The sequence below is a fragment of the Nesterenkonia sp. PF2B19 genome (assembly GCF_001758425.2).
Classification (GTDB): Bacteria; Actinomycetota; Actinomycetes; order Actinomycetales; family Micrococcaceae; genus Nesterenkonia; species Nesterenkonia aethiopica.
Map to the genome: position 1 here is coordinate 1 of NZ_MDSS02000054.1, position 24,092 is coordinate 24,092.

General features: G+C 70.0%; 21 protein-coding genes and 2 pseudogenes. 9 read left to right on the forward strand and 14 right to left on the reverse strand.

Annotated features, from left to right (window positions below):
• Positions 1-939 (reverse strand): serine/threonine-protein kinase (locus tag BCY76_RS13560; protein ID WP_139827805.1); only part of this gene is annotated, 939 nt, incomplete at its 3' end.
• 62 nt (positions 940-1,001) lie between these two features.
• A complete protein-coding gene (locus BCY76_RS13565) occupies positions 1,002-1,763 on the reverse strand; it encodes a GntR family transcriptional regulator (protein WP_070159170.1) in 762 nt (253 codons plus the stop codon).
• A 299-nt stretch (positions 1,764-2,062) separates the two neighbouring features.
• Here BCY76_RS13565 and BCY76_RS13570 point away from each other — a divergent pair, with 299 nt between their 5' ends.
• The 6 genes from BCY76_RS13570 (at position 2,063) to BCY76_RS13595 (ending at position 7,933) form a co-directional block, all read left to right on the forward strand.
• Positions 2,063-3,202, forward strand: a complete 1,140-nt coding sequence (locus BCY76_RS13570; RefSeq protein ID WP_139827806.1) for an ABC transporter substrate-binding protein — start codon at positions 2,063-2,065, stop codon at positions 3,200-3,202.
• Positions 3,199-4,122, forward strand: coding sequence for an ABC transporter permease (locus BCY76_RS13575; RefSeq protein WP_085437813.1), 924 nt, complete (start codon positions 3,199-3,201; stop codon positions 4,120-4,122). Before BCY76_RS13570 ends, BCY76_RS13575 begins: the two co-directional genes overlap by 4 nt.
• Before the next feature lie 101 nt (positions 4,123-4,223).
• The gene (locus tag BCY76_RS13580) at positions 4,224-5,057 is read left to right on the forward strand and encodes an ABC transporter permease (RefSeq protein ID WP_170922701.1); all 834 of its coding nucleotides are present in this window, start codon (positions 4,224-4,226) and stop codon (positions 5,055-5,057) included.
• Positions 5,058-5,155: 98 nt separating this feature from the next.
• Positions 5,156-6,229, forward strand: coding sequence for an ATP-binding cassette domain-containing protein (locus tag BCY76_RS13585; protein WP_070161450.1), 1,074 nt, complete (start codon positions 5,156-5,158; stop codon positions 6,227-6,229).
• Positions 6,226-6,954: an HAD family hydrolase gene (locus tag BCY76_RS13590; protein WP_070161442.1), complete on the forward strand. Its 729-nt coding sequence runs from the start codon at positions 6,226-6,228 to the stop codon at positions 6,952-6,954. The genes BCY76_RS13585 and BCY76_RS13590 overlap by 4 nt, the downstream gene beginning before the upstream one ends.
• Before the next feature lie 61 nt (positions 6,955-7,015).
• Positions 7,016-7,933: an endonuclease/exonuclease/phosphatase family protein gene (locus tag BCY76_RS13595; RefSeq protein WP_083277667.1), complete on the forward strand. Its 918-nt coding sequence runs from the start codon at positions 7,016-7,018 to the stop codon at positions 7,931-7,933.
• Positions 7,934-7,964: 31 nt separating this feature from the next.
• Here the strand turns inward: BCY76_RS13595 and BCY76_RS13600 are convergent, their stop codons facing one another.
• A complete protein-coding gene (locus BCY76_RS13600; protein ID WP_083277668.1) occupies positions 7,965-8,714 on the reverse strand; it encodes a DUF4386 domain-containing protein in 750 nt (249 codons plus the stop codon).
• Positions 8,715-8,956: 242 nt separating this feature from the next.
• Here BCY76_RS13600 and BCY76_RS13605 point away from each other — a divergent pair, with 242 nt between their 5' ends.
• Complete coding sequence (locus tag BCY76_RS13605; RefSeq protein WP_237090164.1) at positions 8,957-9,625, forward strand: TetR/AcrR family transcriptional regulator; 669 nt, start codon at positions 8,957-8,959, stop codon at positions 9,623-9,625.
• Between the two features lie 118 nt (positions 9,626-9,743).
• Here BCY76_RS13605 and BCY76_RS13610 read toward each other — a convergent pair whose 3' ends face one another.
• The 3 genes and pseudogenes from BCY76_RS13610 to BCY76_RS13620 form a co-directional block, all read right to left on the reverse strand.
• Positions 9,744-11,570: a calcineurin-like phosphoesterase C-terminal domain-containing protein gene (locus BCY76_RS13610; protein ID WP_083277669.1), complete on the reverse strand. Its 1,827-nt coding sequence runs from the start codon at positions 11,568-11,570 to the stop codon at positions 9,744-9,746.
• A gap of 183 nt (positions 11,571-11,753) precedes the next feature.
• Positions 11,754-13,662 (reverse strand): annotated as a pseudogene (locus BCY76_RS13615) (ABC-F family ATP-binding cassette domain-containing protein).
• A 57-nt stretch (positions 13,663-13,719) separates the two neighbouring features.
• Positions 13,720-14,274 (reverse strand): CGNR zinc finger domain-containing protein, encoded by a 555-nt coding sequence (locus tag BCY76_RS13620; RefSeq protein ID WP_070161444.1) that lies wholly within the window; start codon positions 14,272-14,274, stop codon positions 13,720-13,722.
• A gap of 55 nt (positions 14,275-14,329) precedes the next feature.
• On the opposite strand from BCY76_RS13620, the pseudogene BCY76_RS20785 reads away from it, so the two are divergent.
• Together BCY76_RS20785 and BCY76_RS19585 are read left to right on the forward strand one after the other, a co-directional pair.
• Positions 14,330-14,731: pseudogene (locus BCY76_RS20785) on the forward strand (EamA family transporter); the annotation flags it as partial.
• A 101-nt stretch (positions 14,732-14,832) separates the two neighbouring features.
• Complete coding sequence (locus BCY76_RS19585; protein WP_237090166.1) at positions 14,833-15,318, forward strand: EamA family transporter; 486 nt, start codon at positions 14,833-14,835, stop codon at positions 15,316-15,318.
• A 3-nt stretch (positions 15,319-15,321) separates the two neighbouring features.
• Here the strand turns inward: BCY76_RS19585 and BCY76_RS13630 are convergent, their stop codons facing one another.
• The 8 genes from BCY76_RS13630 to BCY76_RS13660 form a co-directional block, all read right to left on the reverse strand.
• The gene (locus tag BCY76_RS13630) at positions 15,322-16,884 is read right to left on the reverse strand and encodes an NCS1 family nucleobase:cation symporter-1 (RefSeq protein ID WP_237090167.1); all 1,563 of its coding nucleotides are present in this window, start codon (positions 16,882-16,884) and stop codon (positions 15,322-15,324) included.
• 192 nt (positions 16,885-17,076) lie between these two features.
• Entirely contained in the window at positions 17,077-18,066 is a 990-nt protein-coding gene (locus BCY76_RS13635; protein ID WP_070161446.1) for a 4-(cytidine 5'-diphospho)-2-C-methyl-D-erythritol kinase, read from the reverse strand.
• 127 nt (positions 18,067-18,193) lie between these two features.
• Positions 18,194-19,081: a 16S rRNA (adenine(1518)-N(6)/adenine(1519)-N(6))-dimethyltransferase RsmA gene (gene rsmA, locus BCY76_RS13640; protein ID WP_237090168.1), complete on the reverse strand. Its 888-nt coding sequence runs from the start codon at positions 19,079-19,081 to the stop codon at positions 18,194-18,196.
• A complete protein-coding gene (locus BCY76_RS13645; RefSeq protein ID WP_070161461.1) occupies positions 19,078-19,989 on the reverse strand; it encodes a TatD family hydrolase in 912 nt (303 codons plus the stop codon). Before BCY76_RS13645 ends, rsmA begins: the two co-directional genes overlap by 4 nt.
• Before the next feature lie 108 nt (positions 19,990-20,097).
• Positions 20,098-20,562 (reverse strand): hypothetical protein, encoded by a 465-nt coding sequence (locus tag BCY76_RS13650; protein ID WP_201791141.1) that lies wholly within the window; start codon positions 20,560-20,562, stop codon positions 20,098-20,100.
• Between the two features lie 108 nt (positions 20,563-20,670).
• Entirely contained in the window at positions 20,671-22,278 is a 1,608-nt protein-coding gene (locus tag BCY76_RS13655) for an AMP-dependent synthetase/ligase (protein WP_336582418.1), read from the reverse strand.
• On the reverse strand, positions 22,248-22,523 hold the full coding sequence (locus BCY76_RS20515; RefSeq protein WP_336582419.1) for a hypothetical protein: 276 nt from the start codon (positions 22,521-22,523) through the stop codon (positions 22,248-22,250). The genes BCY76_RS13655 and BCY76_RS20515 overlap by 31 nt, the downstream gene beginning before the upstream one ends.
• A gap of 86 nt (positions 22,524-22,609) precedes the next feature.
• Positions 22,610-24,092, reverse strand: a 1,483-nt coding sequence (locus BCY76_RS13660) for a dolichyl-phosphate-mannose--protein mannosyltransferase (RefSeq protein ID WP_085437816.1), incomplete at its 5' end; no start/stop codon positions are given.

Consider the following 24,092-nt stretch of genomic DNA (forward strand, 5'->3'; position numbering starts at 1 on the left):
CTGCGCGGGCTCAGGCTCGCTCGGTGGGGGCCCTGGGACCGCGGCCCCGTGCCCGTCGACCGGGCCGCGAGGCGTCCAGCCGGGCGGCAGCTCGGGGACCTGGTCGAAGACCTCGACCTCCCCGAGGATCCCCTCCAGCGGGACCCGGTCCGTGAACAGCTCCGACTCGGCCAGGGCCTGTCGCGCCGTCGTCGCGTCCTGAGTGCGGGCCGTGATGCTGGGAGCGGCCATGCGGGTGACGGCGTCGACCAGTCTCGGGGGAAGCGGGTACGGCAGGTCCGCGCCAGCGAGCGCCTCGGCGGCCTCGGTGTCCTGGTCGGGACGCAGCCCGATGAGCATCTCGACCGCACACATCCCGGCGGAGTAGAGATCCGCCCGAGGATCGGGGTCCCACCCCAGGCGCAGACATTCCGGCGCCAGATAGCCGGGCGTGCCCAGCGCGTAGGGCCCCTGGGTGAGACGGGGCTCGTCGATGCCCGCGGCGATCCCGAAGTCGCCGAGCCACAGCTGGGGCCGGTCCCGTCCGGTGGCGTCGAGCAGCAGGTTCGCCGGTTTGACGTCCCGGTGGACGAGTCCCTCGGAGTGGATGGCCTCCAACGCAGCGAGCAGCTGGTCCAGGAGCAGGGCCACCAGGCGGGGCGGCAACGGCCCGAAGTCCCCCACCAGTGTGGACACTGAGCCGCCGCGGATGATCGGCATGGTGAACAGGACCTTGTCGTCCTCCCCCGCCCATCCGGTGGGGGCCAGCACATGCGGGTGGTCCAACCGCAGGCTCTGTTCGCGGATGAAGCGCAGCAGGGAGGTGGCATCCACCTGGCGGAGGACCTTCGCGGCGCAGTAGGTCTGCCGTCGGTGATCCCAGGCGCGCCAGACCGTGCCGACGCCGCCTTCGCCCAGCGGGTCGACGAGTTCGTAGCGTCCTGCGAAGACATCCCCCATCGGGGCCAGTCTAACGACGCACCGACCGTGCGGCGGGCAGCATCACCCCGACCATCACCTCGTCAGAGGCCGGGCTCCGATCCGGGCAGCGCCCAACGCAGGGGGTTCGCGTTCCAGGAGTTGCCCACGGAGAGCAGGACGCGTCCAGAGATGTAGCGGTCAGTGGACCATTCCAGCACCCTGCCGGCCGGGTCCCGGGAGACGCGCCGGTGCATCAGCAGCGCCGTGCCGCGGGAGACGCCCAGCATCGCCGCGTCGCGGGCCTTGGCGCCTTCGGCACCGAACATATGCTCCGCGTGGCTGAAGTGCACCCCGTGGTCCTCGGCCAGCACAGCCGTCACCGAGGGAGTGTCCTGGGGGATCCGCTCCACGATCTCACCGAGCCACTCGGGGTAGTGGGTCCGCTCGAGCATCACGATCTCGCCGTCCAGCGAGCGAAGCCGCGTGATCGCCAGAACCCGCTGGCCCGACCGGGCCTGCAGCAGCACCTCGTCCATCTCAGAGGCGATCAGCCACCGACTCTCCATGACCTGTCCTCCGGGCTCACGGCCTTGGCCGCGCGCCCACTGAGCGAAGCTGTGGAACTCGCCGAAGCTGGACGGCTGGCGAGGGATACGCACCACGGTCTTGGGTCTCCCCCGTGTGCCGTCGACGGTGCCCTCGGAGACCAGCTCCTTCAGGGCGACGCGCACAGTTCCGGGTGAGACCCCGAAGCGCTCGCTCAAGACACGTTCCGACGGCAGCGAGTCACCGATGCCGAGCACGCCGGTGCGGATCTCCTCCCGCAGCGCCTCCGCGATGCTGGTGAAGGCGAACCCTGCCATCTTCCACCCCTTCCCTGTGCTGGTCAGTGCCTGTGCTGGTCAGGGCCCTGCGCTGGTCAGTGCCCGTGCTGGTCAGTGTAGGCCCCGCAGGCCCTGGGCGGATTCGTCCGCCGTTGTTCATCCGGCGTGCACCATACCGCTTCCCGCACGCCACTTCCACTAGTGATCTTTGACTTGACTTCGCCGAGTTCACTAGTGAACATGGTGTCGTCGACGCCGACGATGTGCCCCGAGCCACAGGCCGGGCCCGGCGACCCCGTTCACTCGACACCTCCGACGAAGGGCATGGAACTTTTCTGATGCGCACCCGAGACCTCACTCTGCTCAGCACCCTCACCATCACGACGCTCGGCCTCGCGGCCTGCGGAGGGGACGGAGGTGAGTCCGAGTCTTCGGCGACGTGGCGAGACGCCAGCACCGTGGAAGACGGCGGCGGCATGGATCAGCTCATCGAGGACGCCCAGGCCGAAGGCACGTTCAACGCCATGGGCCTCTACGAGGACTGGGCCAACTACGGCGAGCTGCTGGAGGCCTTCTCCGAGAAGTACGACATCGAGATCGTCAACGACACCTCCACCGGCTCCAGCCAGGACCTCATCAATGCGGTCGTCAACCGCCAGGGACAGGACAATTCGCTGGACTACCTGGACACCGGGATGAGCTTCGCCCAGCAGGCCGCTGCGGACGAACTGCTGGCCGGCTACACCCCGCAGACCATCGACGACATCGACGAGGACCTTCGCTCCGGCGACGGCACCTGGATCAACCACCTGGGCGGAACCATCGCGATCGGCTGCGACACCTCCCGCGTGCCCGACTGCCCGGAGGACTTCTCCGACCTGCTCGACCCCAAATACGCCGGCCAGGTCGCCCTGCCCTCCGACCCCACCGCATCCGAAGGGGCGTTCATGATCGTCCATGCCGCGGCGGCAGCCAACGGCGGCTCCTTCGACGACATCGAGCCCGGGATCGAGTTCTTCGCCGAGCTCTCCGAGAAGGGCAACCTGGTGCCTGTCGAGGCCAACGCGGGCACCATCGAGACCGGCGAGACGCCGATCGTGCTCAACTGGGACTACCTGCTGCAGCCGATCGCCGACGACCTCGCCGAGGAGGCCGACATCGATCTGGAGATCCATCTCCCCTCGGACGGTCAGGTGGCCTCCTTCTACGCCGCCTCCCTCAACGACGACGCCCCGCATCCTGCCGTGGCGCGACTGTTCTTCGAGTTCCTGTTCTCCGACGACGGTCAGAACATCCTCCTGGAGGGCTATGTCACCCCGGTCCGTCTGGACGCCATGATCGAGGCCGGCACCGTGGACCAGGACGCCCTGGACGCTCTGCCCGGCGAGGGCGCCGTGGACGCCCCGCAGCCCACGCTGGAGCAGCGTGAGGCCAATCAGGCGATCGTCGACGAGCACTGGGCAGGTGCCCTCCGGTGACGGCCGGGCTCACACCACAGCGCTCCCCCGGGCCGCCGGCGTCGCCGCGGGCGGGCCGTCGGCGGGGCCGGGAGACGCTGGGGGCCCTGCGTCATCCGGCCACGCTCGCGCTCCTGCCCCTCGGCGTCCTGCTGCTGCTCTTCTTCATCCTGCCGATCGTCGGCATGGCCGTCATCGCCGTCACCGTCACCGCCGAGGACGGCAGCATCGGCGTCGGCGCAGACCACTTCCTGGCGCTGACCTCCGGGTCGCACTCCCAAGCGATCCTCAACTCGCTGCAGGTCTCCGCTGTGGGCTCACTGATCGCGGCGGTGATCGGGACTGTGACGGCCTTCTGCATCAGTCTCATCCGCTCCGCGGCACTGGACTCGATCGTGGCGGTGTTCTCCTCGGTGCTGGCCAACGACGGCGGCGCGCCCCTGGCGTTCGCATTCATCGTCACGCTGGGCAACGCCGGCCTCGTCTTCAGCGCGCTGAACCTGGACGCCACGGGCTTCTCGCTGTACTCCTGGCAGGGACTGGTGGTGATGTACCAGTACTTCCTCATCCCGACCATGGTCATGGTCACGTTGCCCACCTTCATGGGACTGCGCCGCGAGTGGCGGGAGGCCGACGCCGCCCTGGGCGGATCCTCCCGGAACTTCTGGCTCCGTGTGGGCCTACCCATCGCCGCACCGGCGCTGCTGGGCGGCTGGGTCCTGTGCTTCGGAGCGGCCTTCGCCACGCACGCGTCTGCGGCCGTGCTGATCGGTGCCGGCGGGTTCCCGCTGATCCCGTTGAACATCTCCTCCTTGCTGGGGCAGAGCCCCTCCAGCCAGCCCGTGGCCATGGCGCTGGGCATCACGATGGTGGTGATCGCCGTCGTCGTGCTGTTCCTGTTCAACCGGCTGCAGAGGAGGAGCGCACGATGGGTGCAGTGACCACCACGACCTCAGTCGCCCCAAGCGCCCCAGAGACCACAGGGACCGCTCGGACCTCAGGGCGCTCCCCTCGCGATCGGGCGCTGCGCGCCTCACGGTGGGTGCCGGTCGTCGCCGTTGCGCTCTACGTGACGGTCCCGGTGCTGTGCTCTGTGGCCTACGCGGTCCTCCCGGGCGGCAGCTTCTCCCTGGCCGCCTACTCCGTGATCGGCGATGACGCGTCCCTGGCTGCGGCGGCTGGACGCACTCTGGCGATCACTGGTGCGACCATCGTGACGTTGGTGGTCACGCTGGTGCCGGCCGTGGTGGCCGTCCACCTGTGGGCACCGCGGCTGCGCCCGCTGCTGGAGATCCTCTGCACCTTGCCGCTGGTGGTCCCCCCGATCGCCATCGCCGCCGGAGTCGTCGCGCTGCTCAGGGCCGGAGCCCAGCAGGGACGCGGCTCGCTGGGGAACCAGATCAGCCAGTTCCTGCAGAGTCCCGACCTGCCGCTGATCCTGGTGGGGACCTACGTGGTGCTGTGCCTGCCGTTCACGTTCCGCTCCATCGACGCCGGGCTGCGGACCATCCCGCTGAAGGCCATGGTGGAGGGCTCCACGATCCTGGGCTCGAGCATCTGGGGCACGATCTTCCGCGTCGTGATCCCCAACATCCGCGGGTCGATGCTCTTCTCCGTGTTCTTCGCCACCGCCCTGTGCTTCGGCGAGTTCTCCCTGGCGGCGACACTGAGCCAGCAGACCATCCCGGTGTGGCTCTACGACGTCTCCTCCCACGACTTCCGCGCGTCCATCGCCATCGCCGTACTGCTGAACCTGACCACCTGGGCGCTGCTGTTCGTCGCCACGCTCTCCGCCGACCGGTTCTCACCGGCCGCCCGGGCGGCACGGGCCGAGAAGCAGCTCCAGAAGACCACGACGAAAGCCCTCGCCTCATGAATGCCTCCGCGACATCCGCCGAGACCACCACATCGCGCGCCTCACAGGACGCCGGAGCCACCTCCGAGGTGACACCCTCCGGTACGACGACACCCGGCGTGACGACACCCGGTGGGACGGAGCCAGGCGACTCTCCGGCCTCCAACGAGGTGACCCTCACCGGAGTGTCGAAGTCCTTCGGTCCCACACCCGTGCTGCGCGAGCTGGATCTGCGCATCTCCGCCGGTGAGCTCGTGACCGTGCTGGGACCGTCCGGATGCGGCAAGACGACCGCGCTGCGCATCCTCGCCGGCTTCGAAAGGCCGACCTCCGGACGGGTCCTCGTCGGGGGGCGGGACCTGACCGGAGTTCCCCCGAACCGGCGCGGCATCGGCATGGTGTTCCAGGCGTACAGCCTGTTCCCCAACATGACCGTGCAGGACAACGTGGAGTACGGCCTGCGGGTGCGCAAGGTCCGCCGGGAGAGACGTCGGGCGACGGCGGCGGAGATGCTCGAGCTGTGCGGCCTGGGCGAGTTCGCCCTCCGGTATCCGCATCAGCTCTCCGGCGGTCAGCAGCAGCGGGTGGCACTGGCTCGCGCGCTGGCCACCCAGCCGGAGGTGCTGCTGCTCGACGAGCCGCTCTCAGCCCTGGATGCGATCGTGCGCACCCAGATCCGGGAGGAGATCCGGCGACTGCAGCAGCAGCTGGGCATCACCACCATGTTCGTCACCCACGATCAGGAGGAGGCGCTGGCCATCGCCGACCGGGTCGCAGTGCTCAACGCCGGGGTCATCGAGCAGATCGACACGCCCCAGACCGTCTATCGGCGGCCGGCCGGAGCGTTTGTGGCCCGATTCGTCGGCACTGTCTCCGAGCTCGGGGCGGAGCCGTCGTTCACCCACGGCGCCCTGCCCGCGCAGGCCCCCGGCCCCGGGCTGGACACCGTGTTCGTCCGCCCGGAGGATCTCACGCTGCTGCCGGAGGAGGAAGGGCGCTGCACCGTGGTCTCCCAGATCTACACCGGAGAGCGCACGGTCGTGCGGGCCGAGACGCCGGACGGAGTCACGGTGACCAGCTCCGTCTCAGCCGCAGAGGCCGCCGAACTTGTGCCGGGGACTCGCGTCAGTCCGCACCTGCTGTCCGCACCGGCGCTGCGGCTTCCCGCCGGCGCCGGTCAGGCGGCAGCATGACCGGGGGCCGACTGGGGCCGAGGCTGCGCCTCGGCCGCCCACCCCAGACCGAGATCACCGCCGAGGCCGTCGTCTTCGACTGTGACGGGCTGCTGGTGGACTCTGAGTCCGTGTGGATGGATCTGATCTCCTCCTGGCTGCCTGATCGGGACGGGTCCCCTGAGTCGAAGCTGGAGAGCTTCCGTGGAGTCGGCGTGGACGACGCCGCGGCCCGGCTGGCGGACCTGCGGCACGACGGCGCACGCCCCGAGGACATCCAGGAGCAGCTGGTGGCTCGATACTCCGCCCTGCTGGCGGCCGGAGTCTCCCCCATGCCCGGTGCGCTCGACCTGGTGCGGACGCTCGCCGGGTACGTCCCGCTCGCAGTGGCCAGCAACGGGCTGCGCGCCGATGTCACCGCGATGCTCGCCGACATCGGAATCCTCGATCAGGTCCAGGTGATCCGCACCCTGGACGACGTCACCTCCGGAAAGCCTGCCCCGGACCTGTACCTGGAGGCCGCTTCCGCGCTCGGCGTGGGTCCCTCCCGGACCATCGCCTTCGAGGACTCCCCCGCCGGTGCACGGGCAGCCCGCGCGGCCGGGATGACGGTGCTGGGCGTCAATGCCGACCCGGAGGTCACACTGGACTGCTACCTCCGCTTCACCGCGCTGACCGAGCTCACCGTGCGCGTGGAGGTGTCCGGGGAGAAGGATGGAGCCTGCGGCCCGGTGACCACCGCGTGACCACCACACGATGACGAAGCCCATCCGTGACCAGGACGATGAGACGACGAGGGAGATCCCTATGACCGAGACGACAGAGCCGGCGTCCGCCCCCGCCCCGCTGGCCGTGGAGACCGCCCGGCCCACTCTGCGGCTGATCAGCTGGAACCTGTGGTTCGGGGGCGAGAAGGTCCACGACGGCCGGCACAAGCAGGTGGACGTGCTCCGCAGCCAGGAGGTGGACCTGCTGTTCCTGCAGGAATGCTGGGGCGACGCCGGAGGACGTCTGGGCCGCACCCTCGGGATGACCGTGGCCCAGCAGTCGTGGGACAACGCGGTTTTGACCACGGGCGCCGCACAGCTGGTGGCCACCGACACCGCCCCGTACGCCACCGCTGCGATCGTGCGGACCCGGCTGGGTGAGGTGCTCGCCTGGTCGGTGCATCTGGCCCCGCGGGACTACGGCCCCTACCGGTCCGCCGAGCTGCCCGAGGGGCAGGACGCGGTCTTCGCCCAGGACGGCGAGGTGGCTCGTGACCAGCAGGCCCAGCGGATCCTCGCCGAGACCGACCGTCTCCTGGCCGAGCACGGCGAGATGCCGGTGATCATCGCGGGAGACTTCAACGTGCCGTCGCCGGTGGACTGGGACGGCGACGAGCGGCCCGACGTCGACTGGCCGGCGACCCGACGTCTCATCGAGTCCGGCTACACGGATGCCTTCCGCGCCGTCCATCCGGATCCTCGACTCGCACCGGGCCGGTCCTGGGCACAGATCCACACCTTGGCCGACGAACCCCGGGATCGGATCGACTTCATCTACGTGCGGGGCCTGTCCGTCCTCGCCGCCGACCACCTCGGAGGGGCGGCCGACGGCGAGGATGCCCCTGACGATCAGGGCTTCGTGGAGTACGGCGGGGTGTGCCGACACATCCCGGGCCACGAGGACAACGAGTTCCCCTCCGACCACCTGGCGGTACGCGCCGTGGTGGCCGCGGGCTGAGTCCGCGGGGCCTACCGATCAGCCCGGGCGGTCAGGAGTGTGGTTCGGAATGTGCCCGCCGCGCCCCGCGCCACAACAGCCAGCCGAGCATCCAGAGCTCGGCAGCTGTCGCCGGCGCGGTCAGCGCGACCTCTGCCCCCTGCGGCAGCGTCGGTGCCAGTACGGCGATGAAGGCGTTGGCGGTGTAGAGGATCCCACCGAGGACCAGCAGCTGGGGCAGGACCCGCGGGGTCCAGCCCGAACGCCGCGCCACCAGCCCCATCGGGATGAGCCAGAGGCCGAAGAACACGTTGCCGGCCATCCAGAGGTTCTCGCTGATCAGATACATCGTCTGGCTGAACGCGGTGGCGGGGGCCGCCCCCGTGCCCGCAGACAGGACGAGATCCAGCGCGGTGGCCAGCATCGCAGCACTGGCCAGAATCGCCACGGCGTTGACCATGCCGAAGATGGCGATCGCCCCGGCCAGGAAGGTGTCCACCGCGCGGAAGATCCGGTAGAACCAGAGGGCGCACAGCGCCTGGGTGGTCGCCGTGGCCAACTCCAGGGCGACCCCCGCCCGGGCCAGCGGCTGCGAGTCGGCCACAGCGGCCATCGTCGCAGCCGGGTCCCCCGGGTCGAAGATCATCGGGCGGATCACCAGGAAGGACAGAACGCCAGTGACCACCAGCGCCAGGTAGAACAGTCCGGTCAGGCGGGCGTCGGAGGGCCGGAGGCCGCCCGGCGGGGCCTGCCCTTCGGGGGGAGAACGGTGGGTCCTGAGGCTCTCAGTGGAACGTGCCATGACAGGTCCTCTCGGGGATGGTGAGGCGAGTCCGGTGGTCCTCCCGATCCTGCACCTTACACTGTAAGGTAGCGGTGCTGGGTGGGATCCCACAAGGGCTCAGCTCCTTGCGCGCATGGATCCTTGCCCAAGGACCGTTCAGCTCAGCAGTTCCGTTCCCCAGCCGACGTTCGACCCAGCCCAGGAGGTGTCTCGCCATCGCTCGCCCGCCGCTGAGTCGCGACCGCGTACTCCAGGTCGCCGTGCAGCTCGCCGATGCCGAGGGCCTCCCCTCTCTGACGATGCGGCGTCTCGCCGCGGACCTGGAGGTCGAGGCCATGTCGCTGTACCACCACGTCCGCGGCAAGGAGGCGCTGCTCGACGGGGTGGTCGAGATGGTGCTCACCGAAGTCGACGAGGAGCTGCCCTCTCGGCACGCCTCGAGCCCCCAACCCGCTCCGGAGGGCGAGCACGAGCCCCGAGGCTGGCGGTCGGCTGTCGCCTCCCGCTGCCTCACCGCCCGACAGGTGATGCTGCGCCACCCCTGGGTGCCCCAGCTCATCGGCTCACGTCCCACGACACCACCCGCCGTCTACCGGCACTTCGACGCGGTCCTGGCCGCCATGGTCTCCGACGGCGTCAGCTATCGGCTGGGGCACCAGGCCCTCCACTCGCTGGGCACGATGGTGCTCGGCTTCAGCCCGGAGCTGTTCACCCCCGGCACCCAGCAGACGCCCGACGACGCGGAGCAGGCGCAGCTGACTCAGCTGGCCACTGAGACTCCTCACCTCATGGCGATGCTGGCCTCGGAATCTCACTCCTCCCACGAGCCGTCCCTGGGCTGGTGCGACTCCCAGAGGGAGTTCGAGTTCACCCTAGGCCTGCTCCTCGACGGCCTTGAGCGCGCAGCGGCGGCAGACGACGTGCCCTGAACACGCCAGTGGCCCCGCACATCCACGATGTGCGGGGCCACGAACGACAGAGGAATGACGGGCCTGTCAGCGAAGAACCTGGGACGTCCGCGTTCCCGGGACGACCGGCTCTGCAGGCTCAGTCGGTGACTTCGAACTCCACACTGTCGGTGAACTCCTCGCCGTGGACGTCGGTGGCGGTCACCTCGGCAGTGTGGGCGCCCGGCTCCAGATCCTCCGGCAGGTCCAGGCGCCACAGGTGCATGCTCCGGTCCGCGATGCTGCCGCCGTGGACCAGCTGCTGCTGCACCGCCGTCGGGTCGGAGTGTTCGGCGCCGACCCGCTGTCCCTCGCCCTGCATCTGCTGAGTGCGTTCGGCCTCCACCGGCTCGCCCCCGTCGAGGGAGACCTCCACGGTGGATCCTGTGCCGCCCATCCAGAAGTTGGCGGTCAGCCATGCCTCTCCCAGATCCTCCTGCGGGACCTCCAGCGGAGACTCGAATTCAGGGGCCTCGCCGGCGTCGTCCTCGTGAGCGGTGAACCAGTCACGGTAGGCCGGGGTATTCAGGCCCAGGCTCATCTGGGTGGAGCCGTCGTCTCCGCGGGCGGTGAACCGCTCGGTGATGTGCTCGCCGCGGGCCTCGAGGGTGATCACCCCGGGCACTCCGCCGTCGCGCTGGATCGCCGTCGGATAGCCTTCGTCGAGCATCTCTCCGGAGAACCAGTCTCCGGAGATGGCCCCGGCGGTCAGGTGGGTGAACGGCAGTTCCTCGACGCCGAAGGTCTCCTCCCACCCGGTGAGGCTGTCCCCGGCGCGCAGGTTCTCGATGCTGTGGGTGTGCCCACCGACGGTGATGACTTCTCGGCCCTCCAGGATCTCGTAGATCTCGGCGACCTCGTCGACCTGGTGGACGTCGCTGCCCTGGTCAGCGAAGTTCAGCAGCGGGATGTGCGTGGCGAGAACGATCGCCCGGTCCTCGGGGACCTCGGCGATGTCCCGGCGCAGCCACCCGAGCTGCCGCTCGCCGAGGGCCCCGTTGTACCCGTCGCCGACCGGGTACTCGATGGAGTTCAGCGCGACGACGTGGAGCTTGCCGACGTCGTAGGAGTAGTACTGCGGCCCCAGCTGGGCGCGGAAGGTGTCCACCGAGTGCTCGCGGGACTCGGCGTCGAAGTCCAGGTCATGATTGCCCGGGAGGAACCGGGCCGGCCCGTTGAGCATTCCGGAGAGCTCCCGGATGCTGTCGTAGAGCGCCAGGTCGTCACCGACGACGTCGCCGATGAACAGGGCGCCGCAGGAGCCGTAGTCCTCCCGGGCGGCGAGGTCGGAGAACGCCCCAGCTCGCGCGTATTCCACCTCGTCCTCGTCATAGGTCTGCACGTCCCCGCCGATGACGCAGCTCTGATGTGGGTGCTTGGCGTCCTTGTCCTTCTCCAGCGGGAAGTTCAGGGCCTCCGGAGCCGGGCCTGTGGGCTCGAGGCCGCCGTACTCGAGCTCGGGCGATCCCTGGGGCATGTGGGTGTAGGCGAACTGCGCGACGTTGTCCTCGTCCACCGGCACCTGATACCCGCGCGGCTGGGTGACGAAGACGTCCATGCCGTCCTCCAGCGGCAGCTCGTAGCGCCCGTGGGAGTCCGTGGTGACGACGTCGCGCCCGTTCGAGACCTGGACGCCGGCCACGCCCTTCTCTCCGTCGTCGTGGGTGGAGCTGCGGTCGGCGTCCTCGAAGACCACGCCGGAGACCATATCCGCGGCCTCGTCATCTCCCGGAATCACCTCGACCTCACCCCGGTAGGCGTCGTCGTTCCACCCGGAACCGGCCTGTGTGGTGCCAGGCGATGTGCTGTCTGACTGCGTCGTGCTGTCACCCTGTGCGACGGCGGCCGGGCCGGCGAGCAGGGCAGCCGCAGCCAGCACCGCACCCGTCGCGGCGGGTCGTGCGACTCGGACGCGTAAGAGATCCACGATCGTCGTTCCTTTCGTCACTGCTGGTCAGAGTCGCCCCGGGATGATAGCCCCTGGGGCCTCGACAACTCTGACGTGCGCACGTGAACGACAGGCCAATCCCTGGCCAGACTGATGTGACCAGCGGTGAAGAATGCGTGACCAGGAGCTGAGCACCACCTGGACATGACACGGTGGAGGACCTCACTCCACGAGCTCGCCGGCCTCCAGCCAGGTCTCCTCCAGCTCGGCGAGCTGGGCGTCGACGTCGTCCAGCTCAGCCTGCAGGGCACGCAGCCGGTCCAGGTCCACGGCCTCGGAGGCGGCGGCCATCTCGTCATGCAGCTGCTGCTGGCGCTCCCCCAGCTTCTCCATCTGCTTCTCGATCCGCGCCATCTGCTTCTTGGCCTGCCGCTTCTGGGCCTCGGAGGCGCCCGAGCCGGACGCCTGTGCCCCCGCGGCGCCGACGAGCTCGCCGCAGCGGCGGACACCCCAGTGCTCGATGCTGCGGTGTTCGTCGTCGCACCGGGCACCGCCGCCGCCTGGGCGGTGGACTGCCCGCGGTAGGTCCGGGTGGCCGCCCCCGGCACCGGTTCCTGTCCGGCCCGGATGCGCAGGTACTGTTCCACCCCGCCGGGCAGAGCCCGCAGGCACCGTCGCCCAGCAGGGCGACCTGATGGTCGGTCACCCGCTCCAGCAGGTAGCGGTCGTGGCTGACCACCACCAGGGTGCCGGGCCAGCCGTCGAGCAGATCTTCCATGGCGGCGAGAGTGTCGGTGTCGAGGTCGTTGGTGGGCTCGTCGAGCATGAGCACGTTCGGTTCGCCGGTGAGCAGCTTCAGCAGCTGCAGACGCCGCCGCTCGCCGCCGGAGAGGTCCCCGACCGGGGTCCATTGGCGGCTCCGACTGAACCCGAGGGTCTCCAGCAGCTGGCCTCCGGAGAGCTCCTTGCCGCCGACCTCGAAGACCTGCTTCTCCTCGGTCATCACCTCGTGGACCCGCATGTGCGCGCGGTCGCGCAGCTCTTCGACCTCTTGGGAGAGGATTGCGGTGCGCACGGTCTTCCCGCGTTTCACGCGGCCCTCGTCCGGGCGGATCCGATCGTCCAGCAGCTTCAGCAGGGTGGACTTGCCCGCGCCGTTGACGCCGACGACGCCGACCCGCTCCCCCGGGCCCAGCCGGAAGGTGACGTCGTCGAAGAGGACCTTGCGCCCGCCCTCGGCGTCCACGGTCAGCCCCACGTGCTCGAGGTCGAGGACGTCCTTGCCCAGCCGGGCGGTGGCCATCTTCTTCAGGCTCACCGTGTCCCGCGGCTCGGGGACGTCGTTGATCAGGGCGTTGGCGGCGTCGATGCGGAACTTCGGCTTCGACGTCCGGGCCGGGGCGCCGCGGCGCAGCCAGGCCAGTTCCTTCTTCACCAGCTGCTGGCGCTTCTGCTCCTCGACGGCGGCGGCCCGGTCCCGCTCGGCGCGGGCCAGCGTATAGGCCGCATAGCCGCCGTCGAAGGACTCCACCGTGGCATCATGGACCTCCCAGGTCAGCGTGCAGACCTCGTCCAGGAACCACCGGTCGTGGGTGACCACCAGGAAGGCACCCTCGTCGGCCTTCCACCGGGTCTTCAGGTGGTGCGCCAACCAGGCGACGCCTTCGACGTCGAGATGGTTGGTGGGCTCGTCGAGCATGAGCACATCGTGGTCACTCATCAGCAGCTTCGCCAGTGCCACTCGGCGCCGCTGCCCACCGGAGAGCGCGCCGACGGGCTGCTCCCAGTCCAGCCCGCCCAGCAGCCCGGAGGCGATGTCCCGCATCTTCGGGTCGGAGGCCCACTGGTGGTCGGCCATGTCCCCGACCACCGCCTGGCGGATGCTGGCCTCCCCATCGAGGACGTCGGACTGGTCCAGGAAGCCTACGGAGACGCCGCCGCGCCAGGTGACCCGGCCGGAGTCGGCCTCAGACTGGCGGGCGAGCAGGCGCATCAGGGTGGACTTGCCGTCCCCGTTGCGGCCCACGATGCCGATCCTGTCCCCGGCATCGATGCCCAGGGTGATGTCGTCCAGGACGGTGCGAGTGCCGAATGTGATGCTGAGCCCTTCGGCTCCGAGGAGATGCGCCATGCGTTAACACTTACCCCACTGGCCCGGGCTGGGCCCAAACGGCAGGAAACGACCGCCTCACCCCCGGCGGCTGCGGTAGGCCGCCGCCGCCAGCCGGTTGCCGCAGGTCACCGAGCAGAATCGGCGGGAGCGGTTCCGCGAGAGGTCCACCAGCACCTGCGCACAGTCCTGCGCCGCGCAGACGCGCAGGCGGTCCAGCTCTTCGGCACGGATCACGTCCACTAGCGCCATGGCGGCCTCCACCGCCATGCGCCTCCACAGCGGCGCCTCGGAGGCGGTGGCGTGCAGGTGCCAACCGAAGTCGTCATGGATGACCAGCTGCGGCAGCGCCTGCGCCTCCGCCAGCCAGGTGTTCACCTGCTCCACCGCCTGCTCGGTGTCCATCGACCAGACCGCATGCAGATCCTCCCGGAACCGGCGGACGCCCTGCAGCTCGTCGGCGTCGTGAGTACGGCTGCCGGTCCACCGCCACTGCTCCACAAACTCATCAAGGGCAGCGACGTTGGGCAGGCCCTCCCGCGGGGCGGCCCCGGCGCGCACCACCTCCGGTGCGGTGTTCACCAGGGCGGCGGCGTTGGCCAGCGCGACATCTACATCATGGGTGAAAGTCATCTTTGTACGTGATCTCCGTGCGGTCTACCATCACTGACGTCCCTACTTCACACTCATGATAGGAGGATCCGTGGCCAACCAGGTCTCCTCACGCCGGCTCGCCGTCGGCCTGCTCATCGCCCTGTTCTCGGCCGTCGCCTTCGGGTCTTCCGGCGGTGTGGCCAAAGGGCTGCTGGACTCCGGCTGGTCCCCCGCCGCGGCGGTGACACTGCGGATCCTCATCGGCGCCCTGGTGCTGCTCCCGCTGGCGGCCGTGGAGATGCGCGGGCACTGGGAGCTGCTTCGCCGCCGTCGCACGTGGGTCCATGTGGCACTCTTCGGAGCCCTGGCGGTCGCCGGCTGTCAGCTGTTCTTCTTCCTGGCCGTCACCCACCTCACCGTCGGCGTCGCGCTCATGCTGGAGTACCTGGGCCCGATCCTGGTGGTGCTGTGGCTCTGGGCGGTCCGCCGCCAGACGCCACGGGCTCTGACCCTGGCCGGCATCGGCCTGGCTCTGACCGGCCTGCTGCTGGTGCTGGACGTCTTCAGCGACGCGCAGATCAGCATGATCGGGGTGCTGTGGGGGCTGCTGGCCGCTGTGGTCTGGCGGTGTTCTTCCTGGTCGGCGCCGACGAGTCTACGGGCCTGCCGCCCCTGGCGTTCACCTCGCTGGCGATGCTGCTGGGCGCCGCCGCCCTGGCGCTGGCCGGAGCCCTGGGTGCGGTGCCCTTCGAGATGGCCGCTGACGACGTCCCGCTGGCCGGGGCCGTGGTGCCGTGGTGGGTGCCGGTGCTGTGGCTCGGCATCATCGCCGCCGGCGTCGCCTATGCGACCGGGGTCATCGCAGCCCGGCGCCTGCAGGCCAAGCTCGCCTCCTTCGTCGGACTCACGGAGGTGCTCTTCGCTGTGGCGTGGGCCTGGCTGCTGCTCGGCGAACTGCCGGCGATCATTCAGCTCCTCGGCGGGCTGCTCATCCTCGCCGGCGTGGTGTGCATCCGGCTGGACGAACCCTCCCGTCCCCGGGTCCAGCCCGACCTGACCACCCCGGCGGCGGCGCGGACCTGAGCCTTACGACGCCGAGGCCAGCCGGTTGGCTCGCATGGCCACCAGGTGAAGCAGCCCTCCGACGGCGGCACCGAGGATCCAGGCGAAGCCGCTGTAGTCGTCCAGCTGCGGCGTCCACACCAGGATGATCGAGAGCACCGAGGCCACGGAGAAGGCGAAGATGGCCCGGACGTTCCACCCCTTCTGGTACCAGTACAGCCCCTCGGGATCCGAGGAGTACAGCTGCTGGACGTCCATCCTCTGGCGCTTGACCAGGTAGTAGTCGGCCACGATGATCCCGTACAGCGGCGCCAGCAGGGCTCCGAGGGTGTCCACGAACATCGGCAGGCCGAACTCGGAGATCACCGAGACCCACAGGGCCCCGATGAGGAAGCCCGCCGCCGCCGTGATCCACCCCGCCCGGATGAAGTTGATGTGCCGCGGCGCGAGGTTCGACAGCGAGTAGGCCGGCGGGATGAAGTTCGCCACCACATTGATACCCAGCGTGGCGACGAGGAAGGTGACCGCGGCCAGGACCGTCAGCGGGGTGTTGTCCACGGCGGCGACGATGTCGGTGGGGTTCGTCATCGGTGTCCCCTGGCCCTCCTGGTAGAGGACATACGCTCCGGCGGTGATGAACACCGACAGGAACGTGAACAGCGCCAGACTGACCGGCAGCCCGAGGAAGTTGCCCATCCGCATGGCCCGGTGGCTGCGCACGTTGCGGGCGAAGTCTCCGTAGTTGATCACCACAGCCGCGAAGTAGGCCACCATGGTTCCGGTGACGCCCACGAAGGCGCTGACCGCCGCCCATCCGGTGACCTCGTCCCGGGAGAAGACCCCGGCCACCGCGGTCGGAAGGTCCGCCCCCACCTGGATCCAGATGGCCACCAGCAGGGCGATCATCACCAGATAGACGCCCGGGCCGGCGATGTTCAGGAATCGGCCGATCCGTTCGATTCCGCCGATGAACAGCGCCACCTGCAGGGCGGAGGCCAGCACATAGGAGGCCCAGGAGACCCCGTCCATGCCCAGGAGCGTGGCACCGCCGGGCGAGCCCAGCAGGGCGTTGAGCGCCAGCGCGATCGCGGTGGAAGCGAAGTAGGTCTGCGCCCCGTACCAGAAGATGGCCACCACGGCTCGGACCAGCGCAGGGAACTGCGCACCCCGGACGCCCATCGAAGCCCGAGCCAGCACGGGGTACGGGAATCCGTACTTCACGCTCGGCTTGCCGCTGAGGTCCACCAGACCCTGGATGATGAATCCGGCCAGCAGGATCGCGGCGAAGACGTACCATCCGTTGATGCCGGCGGCGATGAACAGGCTGGCAGCCAGCGTATAGCCGGCCAACGACTGGATGTCATTGGACCAGACGTTGAAGATCTCGAATGCGCCCCACCGCCGCTGCGACTGCGACAGGGGCGCCAGGCTCTCATTGCACAGGTCCGGATCCGCCGCCGCGACATCGAAGGCCTCGGCGCAGTCCACGCCGTCGCCCATGGTCGCCTCGCGCATCGGACCGGCGGTCTGATCCGCACCCCGTCCCCCGGCCGTCCCGCCTGCGCCCTCAGTTCTGCCCCTGGTCATCGCGCCTCCTCGCCGGCCTGCCTCGCTGCTCATGCCGTGTCCCGGCAGAGCCATGACGAGGCTCAGACTGTCACAGGACATGTTTCCGCAATGTGAAAACTAAGGTCCATGATGTGACGACGAGTGTAATCTGCCTCACACGGGGTGCGTCAAGAGGGCGCGCGGCGTGATCTCAGACGGGCGCCACCGGGCTCATTCACCGGCGCGGTGCGTCAGCAGATGCGCCCCAGGCGCAGGCCCGCTGACCGGGATCGCCCACACCGAGGTGCGCTCCTCCAGCCGGGTGGCCAGCTGCCCGGCGGCTTCGGCGTCGCGGGCCAGGAACAGCACCGACGGCCCGGATCCGGAGACCATCCCCTGCAGGGCCCCTTCCACCAGGCCGACGTCCATCATGTCCTCCAGAGAGCCGATCATGCTCACCGCCGGAGCCTGGAGATCATTGGCCATCAGGGCGGCGACGAGCTCCGCATCGGCGGTGCACACCGCTCGCACCAGGTCCGGATCGAGCGCCGGCTCCTCGGCCTGGACTCCGGCCTCCTCCCGCATCGCGTCCAGCCGGCGATAGACCTCCGGAGTGGACAGGCCCGTGTTGGAGGGCACGATCACCAGATGCAGATCCCCGCGGGTCAGCAGCGGCGAGAGCTCGTCCCCCACCCCCTGCCCGACGGCGGCGCCGCCGAGGATGGCGAAGGGCACGTCCGCACCCAGCGCGGAACCGATCTCCACGAGCTGCTCCTTGGACAGGCCGGCCTCCCACAGGGCGGAGCAGGCCACCAGGGCCGCCGCCGCATCCGCGGAGCCGCCCCCCATTCCGCCGGCCACCGGCACGTTCTTGGTGATGGTCAGGTCCACTCCCCGACGGTGCCCCAGCCGCTCACGCAGCAACGCCGCCGCCCGGTGCGCCAGATTGGACTCGTCGACGGGGATCGCCGCGGTGACCGTCTCCCCCGTGTCCGGGTCCTGGAGCTGCACGTCGCTGAAGGCGGAGCGCTCCGAGAGGCTGACGGTGATCGCCTCATCCTCCCGGGGGGCTGCCGTGACCTCTTCGGTCAGCCCCACCGCCAGATACAGGGTGGCCACCTCGTGGTATCCGTCGGCGCGGGGAGGGCCCACGCGCAGGCTCATGTTGACCTTGCCCGGGGCCACGGCCGTGACATGCCCGAAGAATTCGCTGTCCTTCATGATGCGTGTTCCATCCTCCGCGTCTCAGCGCCCCTCAGCCCGAGGGCGACCACGTCTCTGGGTGCCTCCGCACTCTACCGTCTGGGCCTGACGCACCCGCAGATCTGCTCCGACCGCCGCCGTCCGGTCAGGCGGTGTCTTCGGGAAGCTGCCGCCGCGCCTCCGCGATGCGGGTGTAGGCACCGACGTCGAGCGTCTCACCGCGGGCCTGCGGATCCACCCCGGCGGTGCGCAGCATCTGCTCCGCCCGGGCGCCGGACCCCGCGAACACCGCCAGCGCGGCGCGCAGCGTCTTGCGCCGCTGGGCAAAGGCGGCATCGATCACGGCGAATACCTCCTGGCGGGTCACGGCCTGCGACGCCGGCTCGACCCGGTCGAAGCGCACCAGACCGGAGGAGATCCTCGGCTCGGGCCAGAAGACCTTCTTGCCGACCACCCCGGCCTTCCGCATGCGGGTGTCCCAGGCGGCCTTCACACTGGGGACTCCGTAGATCTTGGAGCCCGGGCCGGCGCACAGCCGATCGGCGACCTCTTCCTGGACCATGACCAGGCCCTTGCGCAATGAGGGCAGCACCTGCAGCAGCTGCAGCACCACCGGCACTGCCACGTTATAGGGCAGATTGGCCACCAGCACTTCGGGCCCGTCGTCCTCCCAGCGCAGCGCCTCGGCCTCCACCCGCAGAGCGTCCTCCGGCACCACGCGCAGCGCCTCGGTGCGCTGCGGCCGCATGAGCGCCACCGTCTCGGGCAGCTGCCCCGCCAGGGCGGGATCGATCTCCACGGCGGTGACCTTCGCGGCCTCGTCCAGCAGTCCCAGGGTCAGCGAGCCCAGCCCGGGCCCGACCTCCAGCACATGCTCATCACCGCGCAGCTCGGCCAGACCGACGATGCGCCGGATGGTGTTGGGGTCGATGACGAAGTTCTGCCCCCACTGTTTCGTGGGGCGGACCCCGAGCCCCTCAGCGAGGTCCCGGATGTGGGCGGCGGAGAGCAGCTCCGGGCCGCCGCCGCTCACGTCCAGCTCCCATAGGCCTGGACGGTGTTGAGCATGACCTGCTGGCACAGCGCGTCCAGCTCCGTCTGCCGCACCTCGGCCATGAGCCGCATGGTCTGCGGGATCAGGTAGGGCGCGTTCGGCCGACCCCGATACGGGTGCGGGGTGAGGAAGGGAGTGTCGGTCTCCACCAGGATCAGGTGCGGGTCGGCCACGTCGAGGGCCTCCCGCAGATGACCCGCGTTCTTGAAGGTCACCGTCCCGGCGAAGGACATGTACCAGCCGTTGGCGTTGCAGATCCGGGCCAGCTCGGCGTCCCCGGAGTAGCAGTGGAACACCACCGACCGGGGCAGCGCGGGGGCATCGCGCAGCACCGCGACGACGTCCTCGTGGGCGTCCCGGTCGTGGATCTGCATCGCCAGGCCGCGCTCGACCGCGAGCTCGATGTGCCGGCGGAAGCTCTCCTGCTGGGCGGCCACGCCGTCGGGCCCGGTGCGGAAGTAGTCCAGCCCGGTCTCCCCGACGGCGACGACCTGCTCATCGGCGGCCAGCTCGGCGATGCGGACGAAGGCGTCGTCGAACTCCCCGGCGGCGGTGAGCTCGGGGGCCTCGTTGGGATGCAGCGCGACGGCGGCCTTGGCCCGCGGATCCGCCGCGGCCGCGGTCACGGAGAACTCGGAGGAGGCGAGGTCGTAGCCCACGCAGACAGCGCCGGCCACCCCGACAGCCTCGGCGGCGTCGAGGGCGGCCTCCACGGAGACGGCCACCTGGCCGTCCCGGAAGTCCAGGTGGGCGTGGTTGTCGATCACCGGCACGTCCAGCGGCTCCGGCGCGGGCGGGTACTCCAGGCGACGACGACGGCCCGAGCTCTCCTCGGCGGCGTCGCGCACCGGCCGCTCGGCCTCAGGGAGGCGGTCGGCGGCGGGGATGTAGGCCTGCGGGGTCTGCCCCGGGGTCACCGTGGTCTGCTGGCGGGTCTCACTCACAACCCACCAGCTTAGTACCCCGGGCAAGCCAGCACCGCGGGCAAGGGCGGATCAGCGGCGGCTCGGTCGCTGGTCGATCACGCGGCGGAGGCCTGCGGCCACAGCTCCGGTGATCGCGCCCCAGATCAGGTTGACGATCAGCACCGCCGGAATGGCGATCGGGTGGGCGAAGGGCCCCTGCAGCTCGCCGTCCAGCAGCGGAGACAGGACCGCGGAGAGCAGCATGCTCAGCACCGCATACGTCAGACCGGCCAGCACGAGCGTCAGCAGGGGCCGCTGCACGCGCGCCAGCACGACGACGGCGATCCAGATCACCGAGATGACGAGGGTGGCGCTCACGGCGACGGCGCCGGCGGCCACACCGGGGGCGCTGCTCAGTCCGGTGATGTGCAGCAGCGGGCGGACCAGCGCCACGGCGCCGAGTCCGAGGATGAGCAGCCAAGGCAGCGGGGGCCGGTCGGCGGCACCCGGCGTCGAGGAGGTCGAAGGGGTGGAGAAGCTGTGCGTGGTGTTCATGGACTCCACGCTACGGAGCCGGATCCCGCCGACCATCCGTCGCGCGGCGTCTCCTGGGGTCGCTCGCAGGCGACCTCGACGGTGCGCGCGAGTCGCCGTGGAGCGACCTCAGCCGGCGTAGAGCTGCTCGATCTCCTCGGAGAAGTCGGCGATCACCTTGTGCCGCTGCAGCTTCATCGACGGCGTCAGGTGCCCGGAGTCTTCGCTGAGCTCAGCGTCCAGGATGCGCACCTTCCGGATGGACTCGGCCCGGGAAACGGCGGCGTTGGCCTCGTCCACCGCGGTCTGGATCGCCGCGGCCACGCGCTGGTCCGCGGCGGCCTGGGTGAGACTGAGCGCCCCGATGCCCTGTTCCGCGCACCAGGCGGGCAGCGCCTCGGCGTCCAGGGTCACCAGGGCGGAGACGAAGGGGCGGTCATCGCCCACGACGACGGCCTGGCCCACCAGGCGGTGGGCTCGGACGGTCTCCTCCAGCGGGGCAGGGTGCACGTTCTTGCCTCCGGCGGTGACCAGCAGCTCCTTCTTCCGTCCGGTGATGGAGAGGAACCCGTCCGCGTCGAGCGCGCCCAGGTCCCCGGTGCGGAAGAGACCGTCCACGAAGGCCTCGTCGGTGGCGGCGTCGTCGTGGTGGTAGCCGTCGAAGACGACCGGTCCGGCCAGCAGGACCTCCCCGTCGTCGGCGATGCGGACGGTGCAGCCCGGCACCGGCAGGCCCACCGACCCGATCCGGGTCGCCCCAGGGATGTTGAGCGTGATGGGCGCGGTCGTCTCGGTGAGTCCGTAGCCCTCCTTGACCGGCACGCCGATGCCGGTGAAGAAGTGGGCGATCTCGGCGTTCAGCGGGGACGCCCCGGAGATCATGTACTCGGCGCTTCCGCCGAGCCGAGCATGGAGCTTGGAGTACACCAGGCGGGAGAACACCGCGCGGCGGGCCTTCAGCGCGGCTGAGGGTCCGGGTCCGCGCCCGGCGGCGGCGGCGTCGAGGGCCTGAGAGTACTCCACGGCGGTGCGGCGGGCGGCCTCGAAGACGCGGCCCTTCCCGGAGGCCTCAGCGGCGGCTGCTGCCCCGTGGTAGACCTTCTCGAACACGCGGGGCACACCGAGCAGCCATCGGGGCCGGAAGCTGGCCAGGTCCTGCTGCAGTGTGGAGGTGCTGGGGCTGTGGGCCACCTGCACGCCGTGGTGCAGGCAGATCAGCTGCACCGCGCGGGCCAGCACGTGGGCCAGCGGCAGGAAGATCAGGGTCCGGGAGGTGCCCGCTCCAAGGATCTCCCGGGCGAAGGGCACGATGTTAGCCGCTCCCTCGGCCAGGTTGCGGTGGGTGATCCGCACCCCTTTGGGGCGCCCGGTGGTGCCGGAGGTGTAGACCAGCGTGGCGACGTCGTTGAGGCGCGCCGTGGTGCGGGCCCTCTCCAGGGCGACGTCGTCGACGCCTGTGCCGTGGTCGACGATGGCCTCCAGATCCCGGGGGGTACGCATGCCGCGCACCGGAATGCGGGCCGCCGGTCCGTCCTTCTCCTGGGCCGCCAGGTCGACGGCGCGGCGCACGGTGGCGGCGATGTCCTCGCTGCCGGTGAGGGCGAGCACGGCACCCGAGTCGGCGAGCACATCGGCGACCTGACGCGGGGAGCTGGTCTCATAGATCGGCACGGACACCCCTCCGGCGAACCAGATGGCCTGATCCATCACCGCCCAGGAGTAGCAGGTCGGTGACATGACGGCCACCCGCTGGCCGGGCTCCACGCCGAGGCCGATGAGCCCTTGGCCACCGCCCGGACCTGGGCCACGAAGCTGCGGATGGTGACGTCCACCCACCCGCCGGACCCGTTGGGCACCGCGTAGACCGGGTGCGCCGGCGAGGCCTCGAACAGGGCCAGCACCCCGTGGGTGACGTTGATGCTCGGGTCCAGCTGGACGACGTGTTCAGTGGTGGCCTCGGTGAGGGGTGCGGTGGAAGTCACGGCAGACACTATAGCCCTGCGAGGGTGCCTGGATGTGAGCTGAACGACAAAAGTTACTTCCTGGTAGGACAGCGTGGTCGAGACGGTCAGACCCAGGAGGGAAGCCACATACGCAGCCGCCACTGCTCGTAGTCGATGAGCTCCCCCGTCCAGACTGGCAGGAAGAAGATCGACACCGCCGTCGCCAGCAGCAGGAAGCTCAGGATGACCACCGTGTTGCGCCGCCGGTTGGCCCGGACCTCCTCCGCTGCGAACCGCTGTGGATCGGTGCCCGCACGCAGCACGATGGCCCCGACCGCCACCAGGGAGAGGATGAGGAAGGGGTGGTAGGCGATCGTGTAGAAGAAGAACATGGTGCGGCCCGGGAACAGCAGCCAGACCGCGAAACCGGCCACATAGCCGGAGAGGATCGCCCCGAAACGCCAGTCCCGGCGCCCCAGCCAGAGGGCGATCACCAGCACCAGCGCGATCAGTCCCGCCCACCAGATGACAGGGTTCGCCAGGTCGAGGATCGCCGAGGAGCAGCGCTCCACCTGACAGCCGGCCTCGCCGGGGTCGAAGGACTCATAGTGGAAGGACACCGGCCTGCCCATGAACAGCCAGGTCCAGGGAGTGGAGGCATAGTCATGACCGGCATCCAGCCCCGTATGGAAGTCCGTGGACATCAGATGGTACTGCCACAGCGAGCGCACCGGACCGGGCACCAGCGCGGCCAGCCCCTCGGCAGGATGGCTCTCATGCCAGAGCCTGCCCCACCCGGTGCCCGAACGGAGCCACCCGGCCCAGGAGGCCAGGTAGGTCAGCGCGGCCACCGGCAGCACGGTGACCACGGCCACCCCGGCATCCCTCAGCCCGGCCAGACCCCACCGGCGGGCCCCTCCAGCGCGTCGGGCCTGCAGATCCCACAGCACCACCACGATGCCGAACACCGCCAGGAAGGCGAGCCCGGAGAGCTTCACCGCAGCCGCCGCACCCAGCAGCACCCCGGCGAGCAGCGGCCACGGGCGCCACAGCAGCGGGGCGTCGGGGTCGACGGCGGCGAGCCGTCGTCGGCCCCGATACCGGTCCGCCAGCAGGGCACCGAAGGCCGCCAGCACGAACAGCATGAGGAAGATGTCGAGCAGCGCCACCCGGCTCATCACCAGATGATGGCCGTCCACCGCCGTCAGGACGCCCGCCGCCCCGCCGAGCAGCACGGAGCGGAACATCCGCTGGGCGATCAGACTGACCAGCAGCACCGACAGAGTCCCGGCCACCGCGGCGGAGATCCGCCAGCCGGCCGCAGTCTCGGCACCGAGGCCCTGCAGGCCCAGGGCGATCAGCCATTTGCCCAGCGGCGGGTGCACCACATAGGCGGCCTCCTCCGTGGGCTGCGGATCCCCGGCCAGCCAGGCGTCGTCGGCGCCGTCGGGCCAGACCAGCTCGTGTCCGACCAGCAGCAGGGCGTAGGCGTCCTTGGCGTAATAGGTCTCGTCGAAGATCAGCTGATGAGGATGCCCCAGTCCGGGCAGGCGCAGCGCGGCGGCCAGCAGGGTGACCAGCAGCGGGAGACCACCCAGCTCAGCGGCT